The sequence below is a fragment of the Luteibacter rhizovicinus DSM 16549 genome (assembly GCF_001887595.1).
GTDB classification, from domain to species: Bacteria; Pseudomonadota; Gammaproteobacteria; order Xanthomonadales; family Rhodanobacteraceae; genus Luteibacter; species Luteibacter rhizovicinus.
Window position 1 is genome coordinate 4,290,717 of the sequence record NZ_CP017480.1, and the last position, 23,295, is coordinate 4,314,011.

Annotated in this window: 18 protein-coding genes; 7 read left to right on the top strand and 11 right to left on the bottom strand. The window is 64.1% G+C overall.

Translation table 11 applies throughout. The annotated features are described in order from the left end of the window. Window positions 1-2: 2 nt before the first annotated feature. From BJI69_RS19580 to BJI69_RS19590, 3 genes are read right to left on the bottom strand one after another with little or no spacing between them, the layout of a single operon-like run. Entirely contained in the window at window positions 3-3,116 is a 3,114-nt protein-coding gene (locus BJI69_RS19580; protein ID WP_046967505.1) for an efflux RND transporter permease subunit, read from the bottom strand. Beyond that, a complete protein-coding gene (locus BJI69_RS19585) occupies window positions 3,113-4,270 on the bottom strand; it encodes an efflux RND transporter periplasmic adaptor subunit (RefSeq protein WP_052767156.1) in 1,158 nt (385 codons plus the stop codon). Before BJI69_RS19585 ends, BJI69_RS19580 begins: the two co-directional genes overlap by 4 nt. Continuing rightward, complete coding sequence (locus BJI69_RS19590) at window positions 4,270-5,409, bottom strand: hypothetical protein (protein WP_211258485.1); 1,140 nt, start codon at window positions 5,407-5,409, stop codon at window positions 4,270-4,272. Before BJI69_RS19590 ends, BJI69_RS19585 begins: the two co-directional genes overlap by 1 nt. A 436-nt stretch (window positions 5,410-5,845) precedes the next feature. Between BJI69_RS19590 and BJI69_RS19595 the strand changes: the two genes are divergently transcribed. Beyond that, window positions 5,846-7,429, top strand: a complete 1,584-nt coding sequence (locus BJI69_RS19595) for a methyl-accepting chemotaxis protein (protein WP_052767155.1) — start codon at window positions 5,846-5,848, stop codon at window positions 7,427-7,429. A 103-nt stretch (window positions 7,430-7,532) separates the two neighbouring features. Here the strand turns inward: BJI69_RS19595 and BJI69_RS19600 are convergent, their stop codons facing one another. The 7 genes from BJI69_RS19600 to BJI69_RS19630 all read right to left on the bottom strand — a co-directional run bounded on the left by BJI69_RS19600 (window position 7,533) and on the right by BJI69_RS19630 (window position 17,721). Next, window positions 7,533-8,948, bottom strand: coding sequence for a family 4 glycosyl hydrolase (locus tag BJI69_RS19600; RefSeq protein WP_046967504.1), 1,416 nt, complete (start codon window positions 8,946-8,948; stop codon window positions 7,533-7,535). Next, window positions 8,926-9,873 carry a carbohydrate kinase family protein gene (locus tag BJI69_RS19605; protein WP_244465259.1) on the bottom strand — a complete coding sequence of 316 codons (948 nt, stop codon included), beginning with the start codon at window positions 9,871-9,873 and terminating at the stop codon, window positions 8,926-8,928. Before BJI69_RS19605 ends, BJI69_RS19600 begins: the two co-directional genes overlap by 23 nt. Then, a complete protein-coding gene (locus tag BJI69_RS19610; RefSeq protein WP_046967503.1) occupies window positions 9,852-11,213 on the bottom strand; it encodes an APC family permease in 1,362 nt (453 codons plus the stop codon). The genes BJI69_RS19605 and BJI69_RS19610 overlap by 22 nt, the downstream gene beginning before the upstream one ends. Further along, window positions 11,213-13,156 carry a beta-galactosidase gene (locus BJI69_RS19615; protein ID WP_052767154.1) on the bottom strand — a complete coding sequence of 648 codons (1,944 nt, stop codon included), beginning with the start codon at window positions 13,154-13,156 and terminating at the stop codon, window positions 11,213-11,215. The genes BJI69_RS19610 and BJI69_RS19615 overlap by 1 nt, the downstream gene beginning before the upstream one ends. 2 nt (window positions 13,157-13,158) lie before the next feature. Beyond that, window positions 13,159-15,972, bottom strand: coding sequence for a TonB-dependent receptor (locus BJI69_RS19620; protein ID WP_052767153.1), 2,814 nt, complete (start codon window positions 15,970-15,972; stop codon window positions 13,159-13,161). A gap of 628 nt (window positions 15,973-16,600) precedes the next feature. Next, window positions 16,601-17,050, bottom strand: a complete 450-nt coding sequence (locus tag BJI69_RS19625; RefSeq protein WP_125903128.1) for a hypothetical protein — start codon at window positions 17,048-17,050, stop codon at window positions 16,601-16,603. Between the two features lie 26 nt (window positions 17,051-17,076). Continuing rightward, window positions 17,077-17,721, bottom strand: a complete 645-nt coding sequence (locus BJI69_RS19630; RefSeq protein ID WP_052767152.1) for a YceI family protein — start codon at window positions 17,719-17,721, stop codon at window positions 17,077-17,079. A gap of 167 nt (window positions 17,722-17,888) precedes the next feature. Here BJI69_RS19630 and BJI69_RS19635 point away from each other — a divergent pair, with 167 nt between their 5' ends. The 6 genes from BJI69_RS19635 (at window position 17,889) to BJI69_RS19660 (ending at window position 21,826) form a co-directional block, all read left to right on the top strand. Further along, entirely contained in the window at window positions 17,889-18,101 is a 213-nt protein-coding gene (locus BJI69_RS19635; RefSeq protein ID WP_046967500.1) for a ParD-like family protein, read from the top strand. Further along, the gene (gene map, locus BJI69_RS19640) at window positions 18,098-18,880 is read left to right on the top strand and encodes a type I methionyl aminopeptidase (RefSeq protein WP_046967499.1); all 783 of its coding nucleotides are present in this window, start codon (window positions 18,098-18,100) and stop codon (window positions 18,878-18,880) included. Before BJI69_RS19635 ends, map begins: the two co-directional genes overlap by 4 nt. Window positions 18,881-18,952: 72 nt before the next feature. After that, window positions 18,953-19,969, top strand: a complete 1,017-nt coding sequence (locus BJI69_RS19645; protein WP_046967498.1) for an LLM class flavin-dependent oxidoreductase — start codon at window positions 18,953-18,955, stop codon at window positions 19,967-19,969. A gap of 107 nt (window positions 19,970-20,076) precedes the next feature. Further along, window positions 20,077-20,667 carry a DUF4124 domain-containing protein gene (locus BJI69_RS19650; protein ID WP_046967497.1) on the top strand — a complete coding sequence of 197 codons (591 nt, stop codon included), beginning with the start codon at window positions 20,077-20,079 and terminating at the stop codon, window positions 20,665-20,667. Between the two features lie 28 nt (window positions 20,668-20,695). Next, window positions 20,696-20,995, top strand: coding sequence for a DUF3253 domain-containing protein (locus BJI69_RS19655; protein WP_244890696.1), 300 nt, complete (start codon window positions 20,696-20,698; stop codon window positions 20,993-20,995). Between the two features lie 114 nt (window positions 20,996-21,109). After that, window positions 21,110-21,826, top strand: a complete 717-nt coding sequence (locus BJI69_RS19660; protein ID WP_046967495.1) for a response regulator transcription factor — start codon at window positions 21,110-21,112, stop codon at window positions 21,824-21,826. Window positions 21,827-21,830: 4 nt separating this feature from the next. Here BJI69_RS19660 and BJI69_RS19665 read toward each other — a convergent pair whose 3' ends face one another. Then, on the bottom strand, window positions 21,831-23,258 hold the full coding sequence (locus BJI69_RS19665) for a sensor histidine kinase (protein WP_046967494.1): 1,428 nt from the start codon (window positions 23,256-23,258) through the stop codon (window positions 21,831-21,833). Between the last annotated feature and the right edge of the window lie 37 nt (window positions 23,259-23,295).

Sequence of the window (23,295 nt, forward strand, 5' to 3'; positions counted from 1 at the left end):
ACTCACGCCCGCAGCCCGCGACGCTGCAGCACGCGCTCGAAGGCCAGGTAGATCACCGGCGTGGTGAACAGCGTCAGCAACTGGCTCACCAGCAGGCCCCAGAAGATGCCCACGCCGAGCGGATGGCGCAGCTCCGCACCCATGCCGCCGCCCAGCATCAACGGCAACGCGCCGAGCATGGCGGCCAGCGTGGTCATGATGATCGGACGGAAGCGCAGCATGCAGGCCTGCACGATGGCATCGCGCGGCGCCAGCCCCTGCTGCCGCTGCGCGTCGATCGCGAAGTCGATCAGCATGATGGCGTTCTTCTGCACGATGCCGATCAGCAGGATCACGCCGATGAGCGAGATCACGTCAAGCTCGAACCCGCCGATCATCAGCGCCAGCAAGGCGCCGATGCCCGCCGACGGCAGTGTCGACAGGATCGTCAACGGATGGATGTAGCTCTCGTAGAGCACGCCCAGCACGATGTAGACGGTGATCAGCGTGGCGAGGATCAGCCACGGCTGACCATCGCGCGAGGCCTGGAAAGCCTGCGAGGAACCCTGCCAACGCATCTGCATGCTGGCCGGCATCTTCAACTCGCGCCACGCCTTGTCCACGGATTGGATGGCGGCATCCAGCGCGATGCCACGCGCGACGTTGAACGACACCGTCGCTGCCGGCAGCTGGTCGATGCGGGTGACCACCAGCGGCCCTGTGCGCTCGCTGATCTGGGCGATCGACGAGAGCGGAATCAACGTGGACGACGGATCGCTCGCATCCGCGCCGGTCACGCCGGTGCCAGCCTGCGGGGCGAGATAAACCCCACTCATCGCGCCCGCGGTACCGTCGGCGTTGGGAGCCGCTTCAAGGATCACGCGACGCTGGCTGGCGAGGGTCAGCAAGGTGCTCACCTGGCGCTGGCCAAACGCGTTATACAGCGCGTCACCCACGGCGGCCGACGAGATGCCATAGCGACTCGCCAGATCGTGATCGACCTGGACGAAGGCCTCCAGGCCCTTGTCGTGCTGGTCGCTGGTCACACCCGACAACTTGCTGATGTTCTGCAGCGGGCCGACGATGCGCGGCAGCCACTGGGACAACAGCGCGGGGTCCGAATTCTCGACCGAGAACTGATACTGCCCCGGGCTGACGCGATCGTCGATCGTCAGGTCAGGCACGGGTTGCATGTAGAGCGTGATGCCTTCGATCTTGCTGGCGGCATCCGAAAGCCGCTGCATGACCTTGGGTACGCGGCTGCGCTTGCTCAACGGCTTGAGATGAATGAGCAGGCGGCCACTGTTGAGCGACAACGCGCCATCACCGACACCGATGAAGGACGCCACGCTCTCCACCGCGGGATCCTTCAGGATCTCGGCGGTCAAGGCTTGCTGACGCTTGGCCATCGCGGCGAAGGACACCGTCGGCGAAGCCACGGAAATGCCCTGGATGTCGCCGGAATCCTGTGTCGGGAACAAGCCGCGCGGAATCACGACATACAGCACGACGGCGAGCGCGGCCATGCCGGCGACCGTCACCAGCGTGGCGGTCTGGCGTGCGAGCACCCATTCCAGCCCGCGCGCGTACTTTGCCAACACGGTGTCGTGCCATTCCCTGCCCTTGCGGGCGAGGCGGCTCTGCTGGGATACCTCGGGCGTACGCCGGAGCATGCGGGCGCACATCATCGGCGTGAGCGTCAGCGACACTACGCAGGAAATCAGGATCGCCACCGCCAGGGTGATCGCGAACTCACGGAACAGACGTCCGACCAGTCCACCCATGAACAACAGCGGGATCAACACCGCCAGCAGCGACAGGGTCAGCGACACGACGGTGAAGGCGATCTGCCGCGAGCCCTTCAGTGCCGCCGCGAACGGATCCTCACCGGCTTCCACGTAGCGGGCGATGTTCTCGATCATCACGATCGCATCGTCGACCATGAAGCCGGTCGCCACGATGAGCGCCATCAGGGTCAGGTTGTTGATCGAGAACCCGGCCAGGTACATGACCGCGAACGTGCCGATCAGCGAGAGCGGGACCACCACGCCGGGGATCACCGTGGCGGCGCCGCTGCCCAGGAACAGGAAGATCACCATCACCACGAGGACGATCGCGAAGATCAATTCCAGCTGTGTGTCGCGCACGGCGGCGCGCACGGTCTGGGTACGGTCGGTCAGTGTCGCGACATCGACCGCGGCCGGCAGCGTCGTCTTCAGCTGGGGCAGCAGGTCGCGGATGCGATCGACCACCTCCACCACGTTGGCGCCGGGCTGGCGGCGGATCGACAGGACGATCGCCGGATCCTGGCCCGACCATGCGGCCAGCCGCGCGTTTTCCGCACCATCGGCCACCTTGGCCACATCACCCAGCCGGACGACCGCGCCATCGCGATGTCCGACGGTGAGGCGTTCGAACTCGGCGGCCGTGTCGATGGGATTGCTGATCGCGATGTTCGAGGAACGGACCGGCCCTTCGAGGCTGCCCTTGGCCTGGTTCGAATTGGCATCGTGGATGGCACCACGCAGGTCGTCCAGGGTCATCCCCTGCGAGCGGAGCCTGGCCGGATCGGCCTGCACCACGATCGCCGGCTGCTGACCGCCCTCGAGGCTGACCAGGCCAACGCCCGTCACCTGCGAAAGCTTGGGCACCAGGCGCGTATCGGCCAGCTCACGGAGCACTCGTAGCGACAGGGTCGGCGAGGTCAGGGCCAGGGTCATCACCGGCGCATCGGCCGGGTTCACCTTGCGATAGATGGGCGGCTGCGAGATGTCCGGCGGCAGCAGGGGCGCTGCGCCGTTGATCGCGGCCTGTACTTCCTGTTCCGCAACGTCCAGCGGCAGTTCGAGGTTGAACCGCAGCGTGATCGTCGATGCGCCGGCGGCGCTCGTCGACGACATCTGGCTCAGACCGGGCATTTGCCCCAGCTGACGTTCGAGCGGTGCCGTGACGGTCGATGCGACGACCTGGGGGCCCGCGCCCGGATAGGCGGTGACGACCTCGATGGTCGGGAAGTCGACTTCCGGCAACGCCGAAAGCGGCAGGAACCGGTACGCGAACAGGCCGACCAGCAGGATCGCGATGGCCAGCAGCGAGGTCGCAACCGGCCTCAGGATGAACAGGCGGGACGGGTTCACGGGTTATGGCATTCCGGAGCGCTCGTAGCGGACGCCGGTGCAGGCGCGGCACTGGCCGTGGCGGTGACGGAGGTCCCGGAACGGAGCCTGTCCGCCCCCTCGACGACGACCTTCGCGCCGGCGGCGATGCCGGAGGCGATGACCGCCGTGCTGGTGTCGCCCGGGCCGAGCTTGACGGGCACCACAGCCGCGGTCTTGTCGTCGTTGATCACATAGACGAAGGGACCCTGGGCCCCCTGCTGAACCGCTGCAGCCGGGACCAGGATGGCCTGCGGCAACACCTGGACAGGCAGCTTGGCCGTGACGAACTGGTTGGGCAACAGGGCGTTGTCGGTATTGGCGAACTCGGCTTCGAACTTCACGGTGCCCGTCGCCGGGTCCACCTCGTTGTTCGCCGCGCGCAGGCGGCCGGTGGCCAGCACCTCGTCGGGGCTGTCGCCATAGGCGTCGACGGGAATGCACGTGCCCGCATTGAGACCCTGCAGGACACGCGGCACCACGTTCACCGGCACCGAGAAAACCACCTTGCTCGGCTGGGACTGCGTCACGACCACGATGCCGCGCGAATCGGAGGGACCGACGAGGTTGCCCGGATCCACCCGGCGCAAACCGACCATGCCCGCGATGGGCGAGGTGATCCGCGCATTGGCCACCTGCAGGTTGGCGGTGCCGATGCGGCCCTGCTCCGACTTCACTTCGGCGGCGTATTGCGCGACCAGTGACTTCTGGTCGGCCAGACGCTGTGCCGAGATGGAATCCTGCGTGGCCAGCACCTCGAAATGCTTGAGCGTCTCCTGCGCGTTGGATAGCTTCGCCTGGCTGGCCGCCAGGTCGCCGGTGGCGAGCTGGAGCTGTGCCTGCGACGCGCGCGGATCGATCTCGGCCAGCACGTCGCCCTGCTTGACCATCTGGCCGCCACTGAAGGCGATGCTCTTGAGCACACCGTCCACCTGGCTGCGCACCAGCACGCTATTGGAGGGCGTCACGGTGCCCGGCTGCGACCGGTAGACGACGAAACCGCCCTGGCGCGCGGTGGCGACGACCACCGGCACGCTCTGGTCGGCGTCCGCCCCACCCTTCTTCGAACAGGCAACACCGGCAATCGCGACGACGCCGAGCAGGATCGGCCCTAGCCGAGAGAATGACGTGCTCATCAGAGCTCCTTCTCGTACACGCGATAGCGCTTGTAGTCTCGGCCGCCGATCGCTTCGATGATGTTACGCATGCCGTCGTTGTTCTCGAGGATCCACGACAGCTCCACTTCCTTCACGCCACGCGCGACGAGGTGATGACGCACGGCGTCGATGACCAGGAAAGCCAGGCCCGGGCCCAGCGGCGTGTTGTGGAACATCTTGCGCACGCCCATCAGCGGCACGCGCGAGGACGTCGGGAACTTGACCTTCAGGCCCCACAGCAGCTTCGCCCAGTTGAACGGCAGCAGCGAGCCGTTGAAATCCTTGATCACTTCGTTGACGTTGGGCAGCGCGACGATGAACGCCGCCGGCACGCCGTCCACTTCGGCAATCTGGATCAGTTCCGAGGCGATCAGCACCTTGAGCGTGTGGCCCAGGTCCTTGAACTCGGCCTCGGTGAAGGGCACGAAGCCCCAGTTGTCCGACCAGGCATCGTTGAAGATGTCGCGCAGCGTGGCGAGCTCTTCGTCGAACCGCTTGTTGTCCAGCGGACGTACCCGGATGCTCTGCTTGGACTTGCCGAGCAGGCGCTTCATCACCTTGGGCGCAGGGAAGTCCGGCTCGACGACATAGGCGAGCACGTCCTTGGCCTTGTGGTAACCCGCCTGGTCCACGCGCGCGCCGTAATACGGCTTCGTGTGGCCCATCATGAAATAAGGCGAGGTATCGAAACCATCCACCAGCAGACCGACCTCGTCGTTGATCGACAGGCTGAGCGGGCCGCGCACGCGCTTCATCCCCTCGCTGCGCAGCCAGTCCTCTGCCGCCTTGGTCAGCGCGTCGAAGGTCTCCTGGTTGTCCTCGGCGTCCAGCATGCCGAAGAAGCCGGCGTCGTCCGCATGGATCTCCAGGTGCAGGGAGTCGATCTGGGCACTGATCCGGCCGACCGGCTTGTCGCCGCGGTAGGCGATCCAGGCCTTCCAGCGGGCGTGCTCGAACCACGGGTTGGTCTTGGCACCAAGGTGCAGGCGGCGTTCGAGCGTCAGCGGCGGGATCCACGCGGGGTCGGAACCCAGGAAGGTCGCGGGCAGCTTGATGAAGCGATCCAGGTCCGCCTTGCTGTCAAGCGGGACAATGCGCAGCGAAGCGGGTGTGCTCACTAGTGAATTCCGGTTATCAAACAGGATAAAGCCCGCGCCAGGTGGACACGGCTACTCCATCGTCGTCAGGCTGAAAAGCCATTGACGAATTTTCTGAATGACATTTTAGGCCTGCCGGCGGCCATTTGAATACCCTGCGACGGCGTCACAGAAGCCTTGCGACCGGAGCATAGGTGCCCCATGTGCCTCGCGGCGCCCCATTCGCCCCGAACTGGCCGCGTAAATAGGCAAGGTCGTCCCGGATCGGGAACCGCCACGGTCTTGTACCAAATCAGCGACAGTTGCACGTGCGTGATGGATCGCCGCCGATTTTCCCCATTATCAGACCGCACGACTGCTTTCTTTTTCCTTTCAAAAAGACCGTGAAATACGCACAACAGATCTGCACTTTTCTTCTCTTCATTTTCTTTCCTTACGGCCGAAAACGACCCATCCCATGTCGCAAGGCCGAACCTCGATGTTCCAGCTTTCCAGCCTCACCATTCGCGCCAAACTGATTGCCGGGCTATCCGCTTGTTCACTGCTCATGCTCGGCATCGGTCTGATCGGCGCACACGGCGAACGCAACATCAACATCAATACACTCGACATCTATCAGGGCGACCTGATTCCGATCCTGCATATCACCGACGCACGGCAAAGCGTTCACGCCGACGAAACCGCCCTCGACGAGATGCTCTTGAAGCGGAACCCCTCCGCGGTCGACGCAACACGCACACGTATCGAAAGCGACAAGTCGTCCGCCGATGCGGCCTGGGCCGCCTACTACCCGATGATCTCGTCGGATGTCGAACGAGAAGCCGCCGACGCCGTCGTCGGCCTCCGTCGAAAACTCGATGACCTGAATCAACAGGCGCTCACGGCCGCCGCCAAAGGGGACTTCGATCCCGCACATTCGGTGGCAAGTGCGGATTACGTCGCCACACTAAAGAGCTTCAGTGAGCGGATCGGCATCCTTTACGCCGAAAACCTGGGTCAGGCGCGCGATTCGTATGAAAGCTCGCAAGTGGCGTACCGCAGGACCCTCATCGTCTCGGCCATCGCGATCGTCGCGGGGCTTCTCATTGCCCTGCTCCTCCTCGTCGCCTTGATACGCGCCGTGGCGACACCGATCAGGCAGGCCGCCGCCCTCGCCGACGCCATCGCCTCCGGTGAACTCAATCACGTGGTGAACGTGACACGCCACGACGAGGTCGGCCATCTGCTGCTCGCCCTGGGACGAATGGACGAGCAGCTCACCGGTATCGTCCGCGAGGTACGTCGCGGCGCACAGACGGTCGACGGCGCAGCGCGCCAACTCGCCCAGGGCAACGACGACTTATCGAGCCGCGCGCAGGAGCAAGCGTCGTCCCTGGAGGAAACGGCCTCCGCCATGGAGGAGATGACGACCTCAGTCCAACAGAACGCGACGCATGCCAGGGATGCGGCCTCGCTGGCGGCATCCGCCCTGCAAAGCGCACATGCCGGCCAGGAAGTCACCCGCGAGGCAGCGCTCGCGATGCATGCGGTCGAGGCATCGAGTCACCGTGTCGTCGATGTCATCAGCCTCATCGACGAGCTCGCATTTCAGACCAATCTTCTTGCCTTGAACGCGGCTGTCGAAGCTGCGCGGGCGGGATCGGAAGGCCGCGGCTTCGCGGTCGTCGCAGCGGAGGTCCGGCGGCTGGCGCAGCGTTCCGCCGCATCGGCGAAGGAGATCCGCGTGCTGATTTCCGATGTGAGCGACAAGGTCACCCACGGCAACGCGCTGGTCGGCCTGTCGGCGAGCGCGCTGCAGGATCTCGTCGAGCAGGTACGTCGCACGGGCGTGCTCGTCGAAGAGATTGCCACCGCCAGCGCCGAGCAATCCGCAGGCATCGAACAGGTGGACGGCACGGTCGCGCTGCTCGACGAAGCCACGCAGCATACGGCGGCACTGGTCGAGGAAGCCGCCGCGTCGAGCCGCTCGCTCCAGGAGCAGGCGGCCGAGCTGCTTGCACGGGTCGACTTCTTCCGGATTCGGGGAGCCGTCGGGGATTGAGCCAGTGCCTCTCTGTGGGAGCCGGCTGTGCCGGGGATCTCGCGGCAGCGGGTCAGCCTGCCGCGGGATCGCCGATGAATCGGTTCCCACAGGCGTCACGGATTCACCCGTGCCGGTGCACCGGCCCCTGGCAGAGGCACTCGCCGTCCTCGTTCGCATGACCCAGCAAGGCATCGAGCAAGTCGCCCGATGGCGTCCACTGCCCGATCGCCGGATGGATCAGCATCGCCTTGCGTGCTTCGAGCCGCTTGTCGTTCAGTACCGACGCGATAGCGGCACGCTCATAGGCCTTGACCGAACGCACAAGGCCGTTCACCGCATCGGGCAACGGCGCGATGGGCCGCGGCACGATGGAATCCAGCGAGATGTCTGAGGCGATCTCGACGATATCGTCGTCCGGCAGGTCCGGCAGTGCGCCACGGTTGCGCGTGTTGACCACGATACGCGCCGGTTTCGCACCGGTCAGGCCACTCATCACGTCGATCGCGATGCGGTGGTAGCCCGTCGCCACGCGGAACGGATCGCCTTTCAGGCTCACGCCCTGATCGAAGGCCGAACCGCCCTCGGCTTCCAGCTTCATGTACGAGCCCGAGCGCTGGTTGAGGTAGGCGGCATAGATATCCACGGCCGCGTCGCCATCGCCGGCATCCAGGCGTGAGGTCAGGCCCGCCAGCAGATCGTCGTTGAGCCGCTGGATCTCGCCGCCACGGCTGCCGCCCTGCTTGCGCTGGTTGTCGAGGGCACGCTGCCGCTCGTAATAGAAAAACAGGTACTCGGTCGGAATGAGCCGCAAGGTGCGGATCATGTCGAAGTCGAACAGCGGCGCCAGATAAAGCTTGCGCAAGAGCTCATCGCTGTCGAGCAACCGGTCGATAACCTCCTCGCCGCGTACCCGCACGCCACGCACCCAACCCAGGTGGTTGAGCCCGACGTAATCGCATTCGACATCGTCGGCCGGCTCGCCAAGCGCGTGGGCGATGTTGTGGAAAAGCTCCGTCGGCGTGTCGCAGATGCCAACGATGCGTGCCTTGCTGTGGTCGCTCACTGCCTGTGTGATCAGCCCGGCGGGATTGGTGAAATTGACCAGCCACGCTTGCGGGCTCAGGCGTTCGACCAGCCGTGCCTGCTCGATAGCCACGGGAATGGTGCGCAACGCCATCGCGACGCCCGCGGGGCCGGTCGTCTCCTGACCCGGATAGCCCTGTGCAATCGACGCGCGTTCGTCGGAGGCCCGGCCGGCAATACCGCCGATGCGTACACTGTTGAGCACGAAGTCCGCGCCCTCGATGGTGTCTTCCAGCGATGTCGCGCCACGCAGCCGCAGGCCGCCGCCGAAGCGGCGGACTACCGCCTTGCCGAGGTCGACCATGATCCGCAGTCGCGCAGGATCCGGGTCGTACAACACCATCTCGGCCGCGCCAAGCGCTTCAGCGGCTTCATTCACGCCAAATACCACGAGCGGTGAACGAACACCGCCACCTCCGATCAATGCGATCTTACGATCCGTACGTTTGCTCACGAAGGGTCCTCAATTGGGGGGAATGGGGAAGGGATTGAAGGGCACCGGCCGCGGTCGTGCACAGCGCGCCACAGACGCAGCCGCGCTCGACACAGCCGTCGATGGACTCGCCATCGAGCAGCCCATCGATGACGCCCGCGTCGAACGCGTCGCCGGCACCGGTGGAATCGACGGCATCGATACGCGGCGCCGGTACCCGGCGCAGACCGCGCTCGTCAGCAATCCAGGCGCCGCCGGCGCCGTGTTTCATCACGGCACGGCCGATGCCGGCGCCGACCGACCAGGCCTCGAACGACGAGGGCTCTTCGTCCCCCGCGAGCAAGGCGGCTTCCTTCGCATTGGGAAGGAACAGGTCGACGTCGCGAAGACTGGGCCGGTTCACGGGATCGCGGAGCCAGGCCGGGCTGTAGCCGACATCCAGCGAGGTCGTGCACCCGGCCTGACGCAGCAAGGGCAGCAGGATTTCGGCCAGATCGCGCGGCAGGGGCAAGGCGAAGTGCACATGACGCGCAGCGGCGAGATCGGCGAGGATCTCCGGCGAGGCCAGCAGTTCGGGCAGCGCGCGGTTCACGCCGGCATAGGTGAAGAACGAACGGTCCTCGACAGTGGAGACGCTGACCGTGATGCCGGTACCGTCGTTGCCGATACGGATACCTTCCATGCTGACGCCGAACTCGCCCAGGCGGCTTTCGAACCAGTCGAGATCGGCCTCGCCGATCAGGCCGACCAGACGTACGCGACGGCCTAACCGCGACAGGGCACAGGCAGTGTTGATGGCGCCGCCACCGAGCTCGCGCAGGTAGTTCTCGGCGATCACTTCTTCGCCGGGACCGGGCCAGGCAGGAAAGCCGCTGAACACATGGTCGGCAAAGATTTCACCCACCACGGCGACGTCCCACGACTTCAGGGTTGCGGGAATGGCCACGTGCGGGACCTCCGTGCTTGCCACAGGAAAAGAAGGGTGCCTGCCACGACCGCGCCCACGGCCGTGACGATCGACGACGTGCCGGCCGTAGCGACCAGATAAAGCCAGCCGATCACACTGACGACGATCGGCAGCGGATACAGCGGCATACGAAAGACGTCCGCATCGGCGCGTCGTTTACGCAAGGCGACGACGGCGAAGCATTGCGCGATGTACTGGAAGAGGATCTGGGTGACCATCAGGGTCGCGATCAGGTGTTCCAGCGAGAGGAAGCACGCCGCCGCCGATGTCACGCCGACAAACACCAGGGACACGGTGGGGAAGCCGCCCCGCGGATGCAGCCGGGCGAACACGGGGAAAAACTGGCCATCGGCCGCCGCCGCGTAGGGCACACGCGAGTAGCCCAGCAGGACAACCAGCGCCGAACCCCAGCTCGCGAGCAGGATCAGCAGCACGGCCAGCGTGCCGCCGGTGCGGCCATGGATGGCTTGCATGAAATCCGCGACGACCGCCTTCGAATGTGCCGCCTGTTCCCAGGGGAGCACGCCGAGGATGCTGAGATTGAGCCCGAGGTAAAGCACAGCCACCAGCGGGATCGAGATCAGCACCGCCATCGGAATCGTGCGTCGCGGCCGCTTCACCTCGCCGCCCAGCATGCAGACGTTGTTGTAGCCGCCGTAGTCGTACACCGCGATCAGGGCCACCGCGCCCAGCCCGAGCCAGAAGCCGTGCGACGAGTCGACGTGTGCCTGGAAGAAGTGGCCGGCCACGGCCATGTCGAAGTGCGTGATGCCGCTGAAGACGATCCAGGCGCAGGCCACCACGACGATCGCGCTGACGAACACGGAAAGCCGTTGGATCTGGCCCACCTTGCGATAAAGCACGACGGTGTTGAGCAGGCAGAGGCCGGCGGCGATGAGCGCCCTGCCCGTATCGCCGAGTGAAGGAATCAGAAAGCCCGCGTACTGGGCAAAGCCAACCGCGGCGCTACCGATCGACAGTGGTGCGGTGAGCAAGGTCTGCCAGAGGTAGAGGAAACCAAACAGGCGCCCTGCCTTCTCGCGCCCGTACGCCTCGCGCAGGTAGTGGTACGGTCCGCCGGATTCGGGAATCGTGGAACCGAGTTCCGCCCAGACCATGCCGTCGCACAGGCACAACAGCGCACCGGCGATCCAGCCAAGCAATACCGAGGGGCCGGCGAGCGCCGAGAGCGCGATAGGGATCGTGACGAAGGGCCCGATGCCGATCATGTTCAGCACGTTGGCCGAGAGTCCGCCCCAGAAGCCGATGGCGCGCGGCGGGGACGACGGCGCACCCGCCTCGATGACGGTCGCGCGCATCAGCTGTTCCCCGAGGTGTGCAGGCTATCTGCAGCGGTGATCATGGCAGGCGTCTTGCGGTGGAGGTCGAGCACGAGCAACTCGTTATCGCCGGCACGTATCCAAGGACCTGGGCAGAACAGGCGCTGCTGGGGGCCGATGTTCCAGTAGCGACCGAGCAGTTGACCGTTTATCCAGAGGTAGCCTTTGGACCAGGCGGAGAGGTCGATGTAAACATCGCCTGGGGATTCGATGTGCAGGGTTGTCTTGAAGAACATCGGGCCGCGAGGCGGACTGGCTTTCACCGATGAATCGGCTCCCACAGGGGCGGTAGCTGTTCTTGTAGGAGCCGATTCATCGGCGATGGCCCGAAGGCCATGAATCCAATCCCCTTCAAGCGGAATCGCCCACGCCTCCACTTCCCGCAACGGCACACCATCAATCGATGCCGGGCCAATCAGCCCCTTATGATCACCAATACGCGGCCCGAAATTGATATGCCCAAAGGTATCAATAAGGATATCCAGCGCCCGCGGCGTAGCACCCCCCGCCGCAGGCAGCCGTACCTCAGGTTGCGAGTTCAACGAAGGATGTTCCACGCGCGACACCGAACCGACTTCCTGCCCATCGACATGGACCACGGCGTAATCGCGTACGTTCTCCAGTCTGAGCACGCTACCCGCGTCGATGCGCTTGCGGTAGACCACCAGCCCCTGGTCCAGCCCGAACAGGATCTCGTTCGGACCCGGCGACGGCAGGGTCGCCGGCGCTCCAGGCAGGTTGTCCCACAACGACGCGAAGGCCTGGGGCGTCACCGGTGCAAAGCTCGCTGACGGCGGCGCTGGCGGAAGAGCAGCCGGCGTGACGCGCGTAACCTCTTCGATGACACGACGCAGCCGCGTGTACTGCTCCGTCGGGCGTCCACGCTCATCGATCGGCGCAGCATAGTCGTAACTGGTAATGACAGGCTGGAACTGCGAGCCGTCGTCTTCCGCATTGGACCCGGCCGTCAGGCCGAAATTCGTGCCGCCATGGACGACATAGAGGTTGAACGAATACCCCGCACGCATGATGTGCCGCAACGTGGTCTCGTAGTCCTTCGTGGCGAAGGTCGGCTCGCCCCAGTGGGTCAGCCAGCCGGGATAGGCTTCGCCCACCCACACGGGAGACTCGCCGGCAAATCCCCTGCCCTTCAACAAATCGGCCACATCGGCCCCGTCGAGCCCCAAGGCGGTGCCTGCGGGATAGGCCTTGCGGCGCTGCAAATCCTTCCAGCCATCCGACACCGAAAACGGTCCGTCGATGCCGTGCTCTCGCCAGATATCGCGCAGGACATCGAGATAGCCAATGTCGTCGGCGAACATCGAATACTCGTTTTCGATCTGCACCATCAACACCGGGCCACCGGCGCTGGCCATCAGTGGTGCGACGCGCTCGGCCAGCGCAGCGAAATAACGTCGTACCGCCGCCATGTAGCGTGGATCGTCACGCGTCCGCAGCCGCGTATCCGGATCGCGCAGCAGATACGCCGGCAGTCCGCCGTTGGTCCATTCGCCGCAGATGTACGGGCCGGGACGCAGATAAACCCACATCCCTTCTTCCGCACACAGGCGCATGAAGGCCCCGACGTCCCGGTTGCCGGTCTCGAAATCGAATACCCCGGGCTCACGCTCGTGGTGATTCCACATCACGTAGATCGCCACGGTATTGAGCCCCATGGCCCGCGCCATGCGGATGCGATGCCGCCAGTGCTCCTTCGCGATCCGGGCCGGATGCATCTCGCCGCTGTGCACGCGGAACGCCTCACCATCGAGCAGGAACTCACGCTTGCCGAAGGTGAAGGCGTGATGCCGGCCGTCCGGCACCCTCGCAACGCGTATGCCAGCGGGCGATGCCGCCCACCCACGACCGGCAAAAGCCAGCGGGGTGAGCAGCGACAGCGCGAGGAAGCTTCGTCGATGCATGCTCAGAAGTTGTACTTCACGGTCAGCAGGGTGGTTCTGCCCGCATCGACGATATCCGAATTGGCCAGGCTGTTCCTGCCGATGTGCGACCAATACGAATACTGCTTGGTGAGGTTGCTGACCTGCAGGTCGAACTGCAGGCCGTTGGACATCGCATAGCCCAGATGGAGGTCGACCCGGCGAATCGGGCGGATCCACAGGTCATCCCACGGGCTGCCCTGGTTGAGGAAGTCGTACGTCGACAGGTAGGAGCCGGTGTAGTGGTAGCTGAGGTTGGCCGAGAACCCGTACTTCTCGTAGAACAACTCGGCATTGGCCATGCGTTGCGGTGCCGACTGCAGGCGCTCGTTCTCGAAGCCGTCACGCCCGAGGTCCACCTTCGAGTTCTGCCGCGTGGCGTTGACGCTGAAACCCAGTCCGTCGAACGGCTCGGGCAGGTTCTGGAACTTCTGCCGATACGTCGCCTCCAGACCCACCACGCGCCCATCGCCGCCATTGGTCGGCGTCTTCGTGAGCACGGTACCCACGCCCGAGGTGTTGGGGTCGGCCTGGCCACCACCGCTGTCGTAGATGTAGTTACGCAGCTTCTTGTAGTAGCTGGACAGCGAGACGTAGCCGCCGTTCTCGGTCGTCCACTCCGCGCCGAGGTCCACGTTGGTGGCCTTGATCGGCTTCAGGTTGGGGTTGCCGGTGGTGATCGTGGTCACGCCATCGGACACGTTGATCTGCGAGCCGCCGCCAAGCTGCACGAACGCGGGACGGGTGTAGCTCTGCCAGATCGCACCGCGATAGACGATGTTGCCATCGGGGCGGAAGTTGATGAACAGGCTGCCCAGCGGTTCGTTGTAGATGGTGTGGTTATTGGAGAAGTACCCCGGGATCTCGTTACCGTCGGCGTCCTGCGGCGTCGTCCAGAACGTATTGCGGATCGAGGTGTGTTCGAAACGCACGCCGGGAATGACCTCCCACGGACCGCTCTGGAACGTCGCCATGGCATAGGCCGCGGTGACGGCCTCGGTGCCGCGCATCGTGTCGCAATTGAAGTTGTTGTAGTCGAGCTGGCTACAGGTATCCAGGTCACCCGGCTGCAGGTGATCGGCGATCAGGCCAGCCACCGCCGAGCGGCTGATCTGCGGGGTCGTCCAGTCGAACTTGCCCGGGAAGATCTGGTTGTAATAGCCCTTGATGATCCCGAGGTCGTTCAAGGTGGTCGTGCCGTCGTTGATGCCGGCGGTCGAGTAGTCGCGATCGGTGAACTCGCGCGAGCTGTCGCTGTACTTCACGCCGAACTTGATCGACTGCAGCGGACCGTTTTCGAAGTCATAGCGAAGATCGAGCTTGGCGCCGCCGCGCTTCTGGCCCGAGCGGATATCGGTCACCTCGCCATAGTCGTTGGCGTACATGTTCTGCAGGTTGTTGACCGAGTTCAACAGGCCCGGGGTCAGCTGGGGGTACGGGAAGCCGTGGCCACCGTAGCTCATCAGCGAGCTCTGGTTGTAGGCGAAATTGTCCTGCGAGTACTTGTCCTCGCGACCGTCGATCTCGACGTGGTTCGGGCGATCGTTGCGGCCAATGCTCCAGAACACATTGGGCGAGATGGTCCAGCCGCCCGCCGTCTTGTCGGCACCCAGCTGGATCGTCGCCAGGTCGGCGCGCTCCGGGTTGGTTTCGTACCAGAAGCGGTTGGCAATGCGACCGATGTTCGGCGTGTAGACACCGGGCGTGGCCGTCGGAACGTACGTGACATCCTGCGGAAGCAGCTGGCTGTACGTCGTGTTCTGCTCGGTGAGCGCATAGGCGTAGGTCATGCGCGCGTACGCTTTCAGCGTGGGATCCACGTTCCAGTCGAACGAGATGTTGCCCCCGTAGCGACGCTCGAAGCCGGATGCGATACCTACGTTCGTGCCGAGGCTGGTCAGGTTGTGCGCCGGATCGTAACCCGCCGCGTTCTGGCCATCGGCCGTGGCATGCAGGAAGGCCCAGGAGCCGTCGTTCGATGCACTTTCCGCCGCTCCGATCTCGCTATTGGCGATGTTGCGGTAGTCGTAATAGCCGCTCACGTAGACGCCGAACTGCTTCTCCGCACCGAACTTGCCCTGCAGCTCGGCGGCGAGGCCACTACCGAGTCCGCTGCCGCCGTAGTCGCGCGCGCGGCTCTCGACACGCCCGCTCGCGGTCACGCTACCGCTGAAATCCTTCTTGAAGTCGAAGGCGCTCGGCGTGCGGAAATCGATCGTGCCACCGATCGCATCGCCGTCCATGTCGGCGGTCGAGGTCTTGTTGAGCACGATGGTCTGCAAACCCGACGGCGGCAGCAGGCTGAGCTGCACGCTACGGCTGTACGGCATGCCCTGGGCTACGTTGCTGCCGTTGACCAGGTTGACGTTGTACTCGGACGGCAGGCCGCGAACGGACGTGAACATGCCCTCGCCACGTGCCGCGCCATCGATGCCGCCGAAATAGCCCGAGCCTGTCGTCGTCACGTTCACGCCCGACATCAAGCCCAGCGCCTCGGCGACGTTATGCACCGCGGTGTGCTGAAGATCCGCCGCGGACAGCACGTCAACGGTGTTGATCGCGTCCATCCGCATGTTCGTCGCGTCGTAGCGATTGGCCACGACGCTCAAAGCCTTCATCTGTACAGCCTTGTCCGGCTTGGCCGGTGTCGACTGGCTGTCCGCCGCGGCTTTCGCGGGCGGTTTGGCCGACGTCGAAGACACTGCCGGCGCCGCGTCCTGCGCGAACGCCGTTCCCCCGAGCACGGCGCACAAGGCCGCGACCAGACACTTCTTGTTGAAACCCTTATCGATACCCACGACTTACCCCCACCCCGAGATGCTTTTAAAAGCACGCACGGCACGATGCCGCGCCATGCGCAGTTCAGCTGACCAGCGGGTTCGTCGCGCGGACCGGACGTGAGCAGACATGCACGCCAGCGCTAGCGGGCGTGCGTAAAGATCACGACGGACGGGTGAACGTGCCGATCAGGACGGTCGGACGATCAGAGGGAGGTTTGCGGCGGAGAGTAGCCGGCAACGCACTTGCCGCGGGAACGCAGGGCGCTCAGCTTGGCACGCACGAGGATCGGCAAGCCGTCGGCCATCACACGCGCGAACGGACGACCTGCGACATGGCAGCTGGCGTTTTCATTTGAATTGGGCCGACGCATCGTAGCGGTCTGTCCGTCATTCATCGCGAGCTGCGAATCGGCATGCCAGAGAGCCTGCCGGAAGGGTTACGCATACGGACGTCCAATCGAACGCCGCGCGTGGAACAAGATATAGCGCACTGTAAAAAAGGCGTCAACTGCCAAAAATGCATAGGTGACGGGATGTTGCGACGCACCAACGAACAGCGCCCTGCCCGCACGCATTCTGCTCGGTAGGAGCCGACTTGTCGGCGATCCCGCGCCAGCGGGCACACGTCCCTCGACGCGCGACGGGATTACGGAAACTTTTCGAGCGTCACCGTGCTCTTTACTTGTTCAGAGAAGCATCCCTTGTTTGGCCGCAAGGTCAAAGCCCACGACACATCCACATCAGAACTCCGGAGTGCCGTACCCAGGTCGGAAATGACATCCTCAAGCAAAACCTCCCTGGTCACCGTTTCGTTCGGTCGGATCAACAGGGGCCCCACACCCGGATCGATGAAGGGAATGGTGGCCTTGAGTTTGCGACCGTCTGCCTTCGAAACAGCTCCGAGCGACAGGCCGTTCGACCAGAAATAATACTCTTCGGTTTCGATCGTCTTCTTCGTAGGATTGTGAATCGTCATCCGCAGTATGTGGCCACGCTCGTTCCTCACGATCGAGCTTTGCTCAGAGAGCGTCGCGCAGAGCTCTTGCTCGGCCGCGTGTACCGCTCCGGACAAGACAAAGCCGCCAAGAAAGCACACGCAAAGCGCCCCTCTTCCCATCCCCATCACGACTTCACGAATTCGGTCTCGACAAGAATCGTGACTTCGTCGGCTTCAAGCGGCACCCATTCGCCCACGCCGAACTCCGATCGCTTGAATGTCGCCTCGCCCGAAAAGCCCATGCGTGGCTGAGCAAATCCACGATAGACGACGCTCAGTTTTACCGGCTTCTTTACGCCATGGAAATCCAGAACGCCGTCGACCACCGTGTGCTCGCCAACGAGCTTTACGGTCGTGGCGGTGAAGGTGATCGATGAATATTTATCGGACTCGAAGTACTTCTGAGCAATACGCTTGTCGAACTTCGGATCGCCGGTGCTCACCGAGTTAGGATCGATCGTGATCGACAGCTTCGACGCGGTCGCTGATGAGGGATCGTATGAGAATCCGCCGCTGACACTGTCGAAGCGAAGCGTGTAGCGAGACAGGTCCATGTGCGCCAGTTTTGCCGTCACGGACGTGTGGTGTGGGTCGAGCGTGTAATTGCCTACTGCTGCGGCTTTCGGATCCCGCGTCAGATTCAGGTTCTTGTACTGGGACACGGCACTGGCGTCCTCCGCCGGCTTTTGATCCGTTTGTGCGGCGACCGAAAGGGATGCTGCGACCAGAACGGTCAAGGCCACGGTAGAGACGATCTTCGGCAAGGGCATTGAGGCGGGTCCGATGGAAGTGGAAGGCTGACGGGTTCTCGTCTGCGATCACCCTACGCTGCCCTCGGCATGGCGTCATCCCAACGTTCGGCCTGGTGAGCAGCACCCCGCTTGATCGATATATATGCAACATATACGATTCATATATTCCCGAATCGGATCCAGGCATGGGCATTGTCAACATCGACGACGAGCTTCACGACCAACTCCGGCGTGCCTGCACGGTCACGCACCGCTCGATCAACGCGCAGGCCAATTTCTGGATCAAGATCGGGATGCTCTGCGAGATGCATCCCGAAATGAGCTTCCAGGACCTCGTCGCGAGGGAGCTACGTGGTGCCGGAGTCACGTCACCGGTCCTCAAAGAGGGCCGTGCGTGATCAAGCAGCCCCACGAAGTGGAGTTGATGGCGCAAGCCGGAGCACTCCTTGGGCAGGTTTTCGACCGACTGGATCGCACGTCGCTCGAGGGTCGGAGCACCCTGGAAATCAATGATCTGGTCGAACGCTTGATCGTCGACGAGCATCACGCCCGGCCGGCCAGCAAAGGCCAGTACGACTTCCCGTTCGTGCTCAATGCGTCGATCGACGACGTTGTCTGCCACGGCATGCCATCGGCCGATGACGTGCTCCGCAGCGGACAGATCGTCAATCTGGATATCACGCTGGAAAAGCATGGCTTCATCGCCGACTCCAGCACGACCTATCTGGTCGGCGATGTTCCCTACCCCGCCCGTAGACTCGTCCGCGCCACCTATGAGGCAATGTGGAAAGGCATCGCCGTTGTCCGTCCCGGCGCTCGCCTGGGCGACATCGGCCATGCGATCGCCCGTTACGCACGCGAACACGGCTACAGCGTGGTCAAGGAGTACTGCGGGCACGGCATCGGTCGCGAGATGCATGAGGATCCGCAGATCCTTCACTACGGCCACGCGGGAACCGGGCTGGCGCTGAAGGAAGGCATGGTCTTCACCATCGAACCGATGCTCAACCAGGGCAAGGCGGCCATTCGTTCGCAGCCCGACGAATGGCCGGTCTACACCCGCGACGGCAAGCTCTCCGCGCAGTTCGAGCACACGGTGGCCGTGACGCGCCATGGCGTGCGGGTGTTGACGCTGCGACCAGGCGAGACGCCGCTATGCCCGGTAGAACGTCACTGACCTGAAGTCATCGTCGCATGCTGCCGTGCCGCCGTATCATCACGGCATCCCTGGTCATCTTCGACAGTCCCCATGAAACGCATCGGCTTCCTCTCGTTCGGCCACTGGACCGACTCGCCGCACTCGGCGACCCGCTCGGCACGCGACGTCCTGCAGCAGTCGATCGACCTCGCGGTTGCCGCGGAACAGATCGGTGCGGATGGCGCCTTCTTCCGCGTCCATCATTTCGCCAATCAGCTGGCATCGCCCTTCCCTCTCCTGTCGGCCATCGGCGCGCGCACCAGCACCATCGAGATCGGTACCGGCGTGATCGACATGCGCTACGAGAACCCGCATTACATGCTGGAAACCGCCGGCGCCGCGGATCTCATCAGCGGCGGGCGGTTGCAACTCGGCATCAGTCGGGGCTCGCCCGAGCAGGTCATCGAGGGATGGCGTCACTTTGGCTATGCGCCTGCGGAAGGCGAATCGGATGCCGACATGGGACGCCGGCACGCCGAAGTTTTCCTTCAACTGCTCGATGGCAAAGGCTTCGCCCAGCCCAATCCGCGGCCCATGTTCCCCAACCCGCCCGGTCTTCTACGCCTCGAGCCGCACGCGCCCGGTCTGCGTGAGCGCATCTGGTGGGGCTCGGCGTCCAATGCGACCGCCGTGTGGGCCGCGACCATGGGTATGAACCTGCAGAGCTCGACTCTCAAGGCGAACGAGACCAACGAACCGCTTCACGTGCAGCAAGCAATGCAGATCCGCCTCTATCGTGATGCGTGGACCAAGGCCGGGCACCCACGCGAACCGCGGGTCTCCGTCCTGCGTTCCATCTTCCCCCTGATGAATGACATGGATCACGCCTACTTCGGGCGAAGCAAGTCCACCGACCAGGTCGGCTTCATCGATAACATGGAAGCCGTCTTCGGCCGAACTTATGCCGCCGTTCCCGAGGTGCTCGTGTCGGAACTCGCCGCCGACGAAGCCATCGCCGAAGCGGACACGCTACTCCTCGCGGTGCCCAACCAGCTGGGCGTCGATTACAACGTGCACCTGATCGAATCCATCCTCACGCAGGTGGCGCCAGCGATGGGGTGGCGCTGAAGGCACACCTGAGCAAGCGACACCGTCGGCGCGGTGTCGCCTGCGCCGTTGCCATTCCTTAGATCCCGAACAATTGGGTAGACTCTCGTCAACTCAGGGAGGTCGGCATGCAGGCAGGGAAGCGTTGGTGGGGACAGGTGAGCCTGGCTTTTGTGGGACTCCTGGCGGCGTCAGGGGCCCATGCCGACATCTACAAGTGCACGCGCCAGGGCCAGGTCGCCTACCAGGAGACCCCCTGCGAGGCCGGCGCACAGCAAGTGGCGCAGCAGCAGACCCACAGCGGCGACTTCGTCGGCTGCTGGATCACCCCCGACAACCGCAACCGGTATCCCAGCGTGTGGCGCATCGAAGCCATCGGCACGGGCCTTTTTCGACGCACCGCGCCGCAGGGATCGATGGGTTACATCGGCTCCTCCTCGGTCCTCAAACCGGCATCCTCGGAGGAGCTCGCGATGGTGTCCAGCATGGGCCCGTGGCGGGCCGTAGCCGGCATCAACCGCCATGTCGACGCGCCCCAGCCCGTGCCCTATCGCTATCGCATGCGCGCCTCCACCGTGTCCGACGAAGCACTACGCATGCAGAGCCGGCAACTGCTCGAAGGGCTCTACCGCGGCCAGGACAAATCCGGGCAGACCATCGTGTTCTTCCTGGCTCAGACAGGGGAGCGCCAGCGGCTGATTTCGGCTGATTGCCCCTAGAAATGCTCCATCGAGGCCGATGACTCACGTGCCGCCACCTTCACCGTGGCGGCGCTACGTTCGCGGCATGGATATCGATGCCGAGATCATTTCGCTGTTACGCGAGCGGGCACCGGACGCCTCGATCTGTCCCTCCGACGTCGCCCGTGCCCTGGCGACCGGTGAGCACGCATGGCGCGCACTGATGCAGCCGGTACGAGACGCGGCAGCCAACATGGCGCGCAAAAGCCTCATCGTCATCACGCAAGGCGAGCGTCACATCGATCCCGGCGAGGTCGACCGTGGTCCTATTCGACTTCGTCGAGGACCGTCGTTTCCACGACATTAGTCGCTCCGAAACGGGGCCACAGGAACTTACGAAGTCTCGTCGTGAGCAGGGAAGACAAATTTCGTTCGTTTGCCGGATATGCTTCGGGCATCACGGTAGATTCGAGGCGTGGGCATGACGAATTCGATCCCCGAGGCCCGAGCGCCGGCACGCCCCTTGCGGCTGGCGCTGCTGGACGACGACGAGCTGCTGCGTGACCGGATTCTTGCGCCCCGGCTGAGGCAATTCGGTTTCGAGGTGACGGCAACGGGTAGCGCCGCCGAACTACACGACGTCGTTAGACGGGGCGCGCCGGACATCTTTCTTCTCGACATCGGCCTGCCGGACGGCGACGGTTTCGAAGTAGCGCGCTCGCTCCGCACAGCGGTACCGCGCGCGGGCATCATCATGCTTTCGGGTCGTGGCGATAACGTCGACCGTGTGCGTGGATTATTCGAAGGTGCAGACGCCTATCTGACCAAGCCGGTGGAACTCGATGTCCTTGTGGCCACCCTTTACAGCGTGGCGCGGCGACTGGAGCCCGCTGCGTTGACAGCGCCGGCCGGCCGCTGGACCCTCAGCCCGGACGAGTGGTTCCTGCTCTCGCCGTCCGGCGCGCGGGTGATGCTGAGCAAGAGCGAGCGCCTCCTCCTCGATGCAATGCTCCAGCACGCCAACGAAGTCGTCTCGCGGGAAGCCCTGATCGCCGTGCTGACCGAAGACGTCCATGCCTTCGATCCCCACCGACTCGATTCCATGGTTCACCGTCTGCGTCGGAAGGTGCTTGCCGCGCTTGGCGAGCCCCTGCCGTTGAACGCGGCTCACGGCACAGGGTATGTGCTGGAGGCCTGACCCGTTACACGGCTCGAGCGACGTTGCGCAAGCCTGACATTTCCGACACGGCGCTGACCAAGGGCAGCATCAGTCGAATCGTCGTCCCCTGCCCCGGCACACTCTCCACCACGATCCGGCCGCCGGCCTGCACGACGAGGTCGTAAACCACACTCAGCCCGAGCCCGGTGCCGTGGCCGGCTGGCTTGGTCGTGAAGAAGGGTTCGAACACCTGCGCGCGAATCGACTCGGCCATGCCCATGCCGGTGTCCTGCACCGAGATCGCCAGGATGTCTTCCGCAGCTTCCAGGGTGATCGTGCAGCTGCCGCCGTCGGGCATGGCATCGCGTGCGTTGGTCACCAGGTTGATGATGGCCAACTCGAACTGGCTGCGATCGAAGCGGATGATCCGCGGACCCGACGGCAACAACACCCGCAGCTGGCAATGCGACGGCAAGGATTGTCGAGCCAGCGGGCGCAACTCTTCCAGCGCCGCCACGGCGTCGAACTCTTCGGTCAGGGTGACATCGTTGCGGCTGAAGTTGAGCAACTTGCGGCACACGGCGGTACCGCGTCGGGCAGCCAGCTCGATCCCTTCCAACGCGTCCGCTACGGCTCGCGTATTACCGTCCATAGGCTCATCTTCCCCCGGCAAACGGTCGCGCTCGGTGGAAAAGCCGAGGATGATGTCGAAGACGTTGTTGACATCGTGCGCCACACCACTGGCAAGCTTGCCCACCGCATCCATCTTCTGGGCGTGCAATAGCTGTTCATGCGTGCGCTCACGTTCGGCGATTTCCCGCGCCAGTTGCTGTCGGCGCCGGTCGGACTCGAGCAGGCTCTCACGCAAGGCATAGATGCTGCGATCCACGATCAGTGCGATCAGCAGGTAACTGGTCAGCGCCCGCATCGGCAGGAGATCGTAGATAGCGAGCAGCACACCGACCGGCTCACCGGCACCCGAGGCCTTCAGCGGGTCCACACTCATGATCAGGATCAGCGCCTCGGCGGCATAGGTGATCCACAACGCTTTGCGCCCCAGCATCAGGCCACTCAGCGCCAGGATCATCATCAGCGTGAGGTTGCCATCGGTGGCGTGGTAGCCGAAGGCGGCATACGCCACGGCGCCGGACGCGAGCATGGTGGCGACGAACTGGGCCACGGCGGGCGGGAATCGTCCGCGACGGATCAAGTAGAAGCCCACCCATGCCGAGAGGGTCATCGCCAGATCGGTGCCGACGTCGATAGCCAGCGCGGCGGACGCTCCGATGCGCGCCCTGGCGTAGAAATGCTCGTGCAGGTACGACCAGTGAAGTCCGAACAGATAGAGCTTCGTCAAAGGAATCCGCAGGCCCTCGAAGACCAGCAACAACTGCATGAAGCCGGCATTGCGCCGGTCGACCGGATCGTCGATCGGCGTGTTGGCAAGCCAGTCGCGGATGCGGGACATCATCGTGCCATTCCCCTTGCTGCGCGGCGTGAGAACTCGG

What these genes read in the sequence shown, in the direction of transcription:
- BJI69_RS19585 (WP_052767156.1), bottom strand. Translation starts at nt 4,270, where the DNA reads ATGAGCACGTCATTCTCTCGGCTAGGGCCGATCCTGCTCGGCGTCGTC.
- BJI69_RS19595 (WP_052767155.1), top strand. Translation starts at nt 5,846, where the DNA reads ATGTCGCAAGGCCGAACCTCGATGTTCCAGCTTTCCAGCCTCACCATT.
- BJI69_RS19610 (WP_046967503.1), bottom strand. Translation starts at nt 11,213, where the DNA reads ATGCGCGCGACCGTCATCGAGGCGGGTGCGCCGTCGTCCCCGCCGCGC.
- BJI69_RS19615 (WP_052767154.1), bottom strand. Translation starts at nt 13,156, where the DNA reads ATGCATCGACGAAGCTTCCTCGCGCTGTCGCTGCTCACCCCGCTGGCT.
- BJI69_RS19630 (WP_052767152.1), bottom strand. Translation starts at nt 17,721, where the DNA reads ATGCCCTTGCCGAAGATCGTCTCTACCGTGGCCTTGACCGTTCTGGTC.
- BJI69_RS19635 (WP_046967500.1), top strand. Translation starts at nt 17,889, where the DNA reads ATGGGCATTGTCAACATCGACGACGAGCTTCACGACCAACTCCGGCGT.
- BJI69_RS19645 (WP_046967498.1), top strand. Translation starts at nt 18,953, where the DNA reads ATGAAACGCATCGGCTTCCTCTCGTTCGGCCACTGGACCGACTCGCCG.
- BJI69_RS19650 (WP_046967497.1), top strand. Translation starts at nt 20,077, where the DNA reads ATGCAGGCAGGGAAGCGTTGGTGGGGACAGGTGAGCCTGGCTTTTGTG.
- BJI69_RS19660 (WP_046967495.1), top strand. Translation starts at nt 21,110, where the DNA reads ATGACGAATTCGATCCCCGAGGCCCGAGCGCCGGCACGCCCCTTGCGG.
- BJI69_RS19665 (WP_046967494.1), bottom strand. Translation starts at nt 23,258, where the DNA reads ATGATGTCCCGCATCCGCGACTGGCTTGCCAACACGCCGATCGACGAT.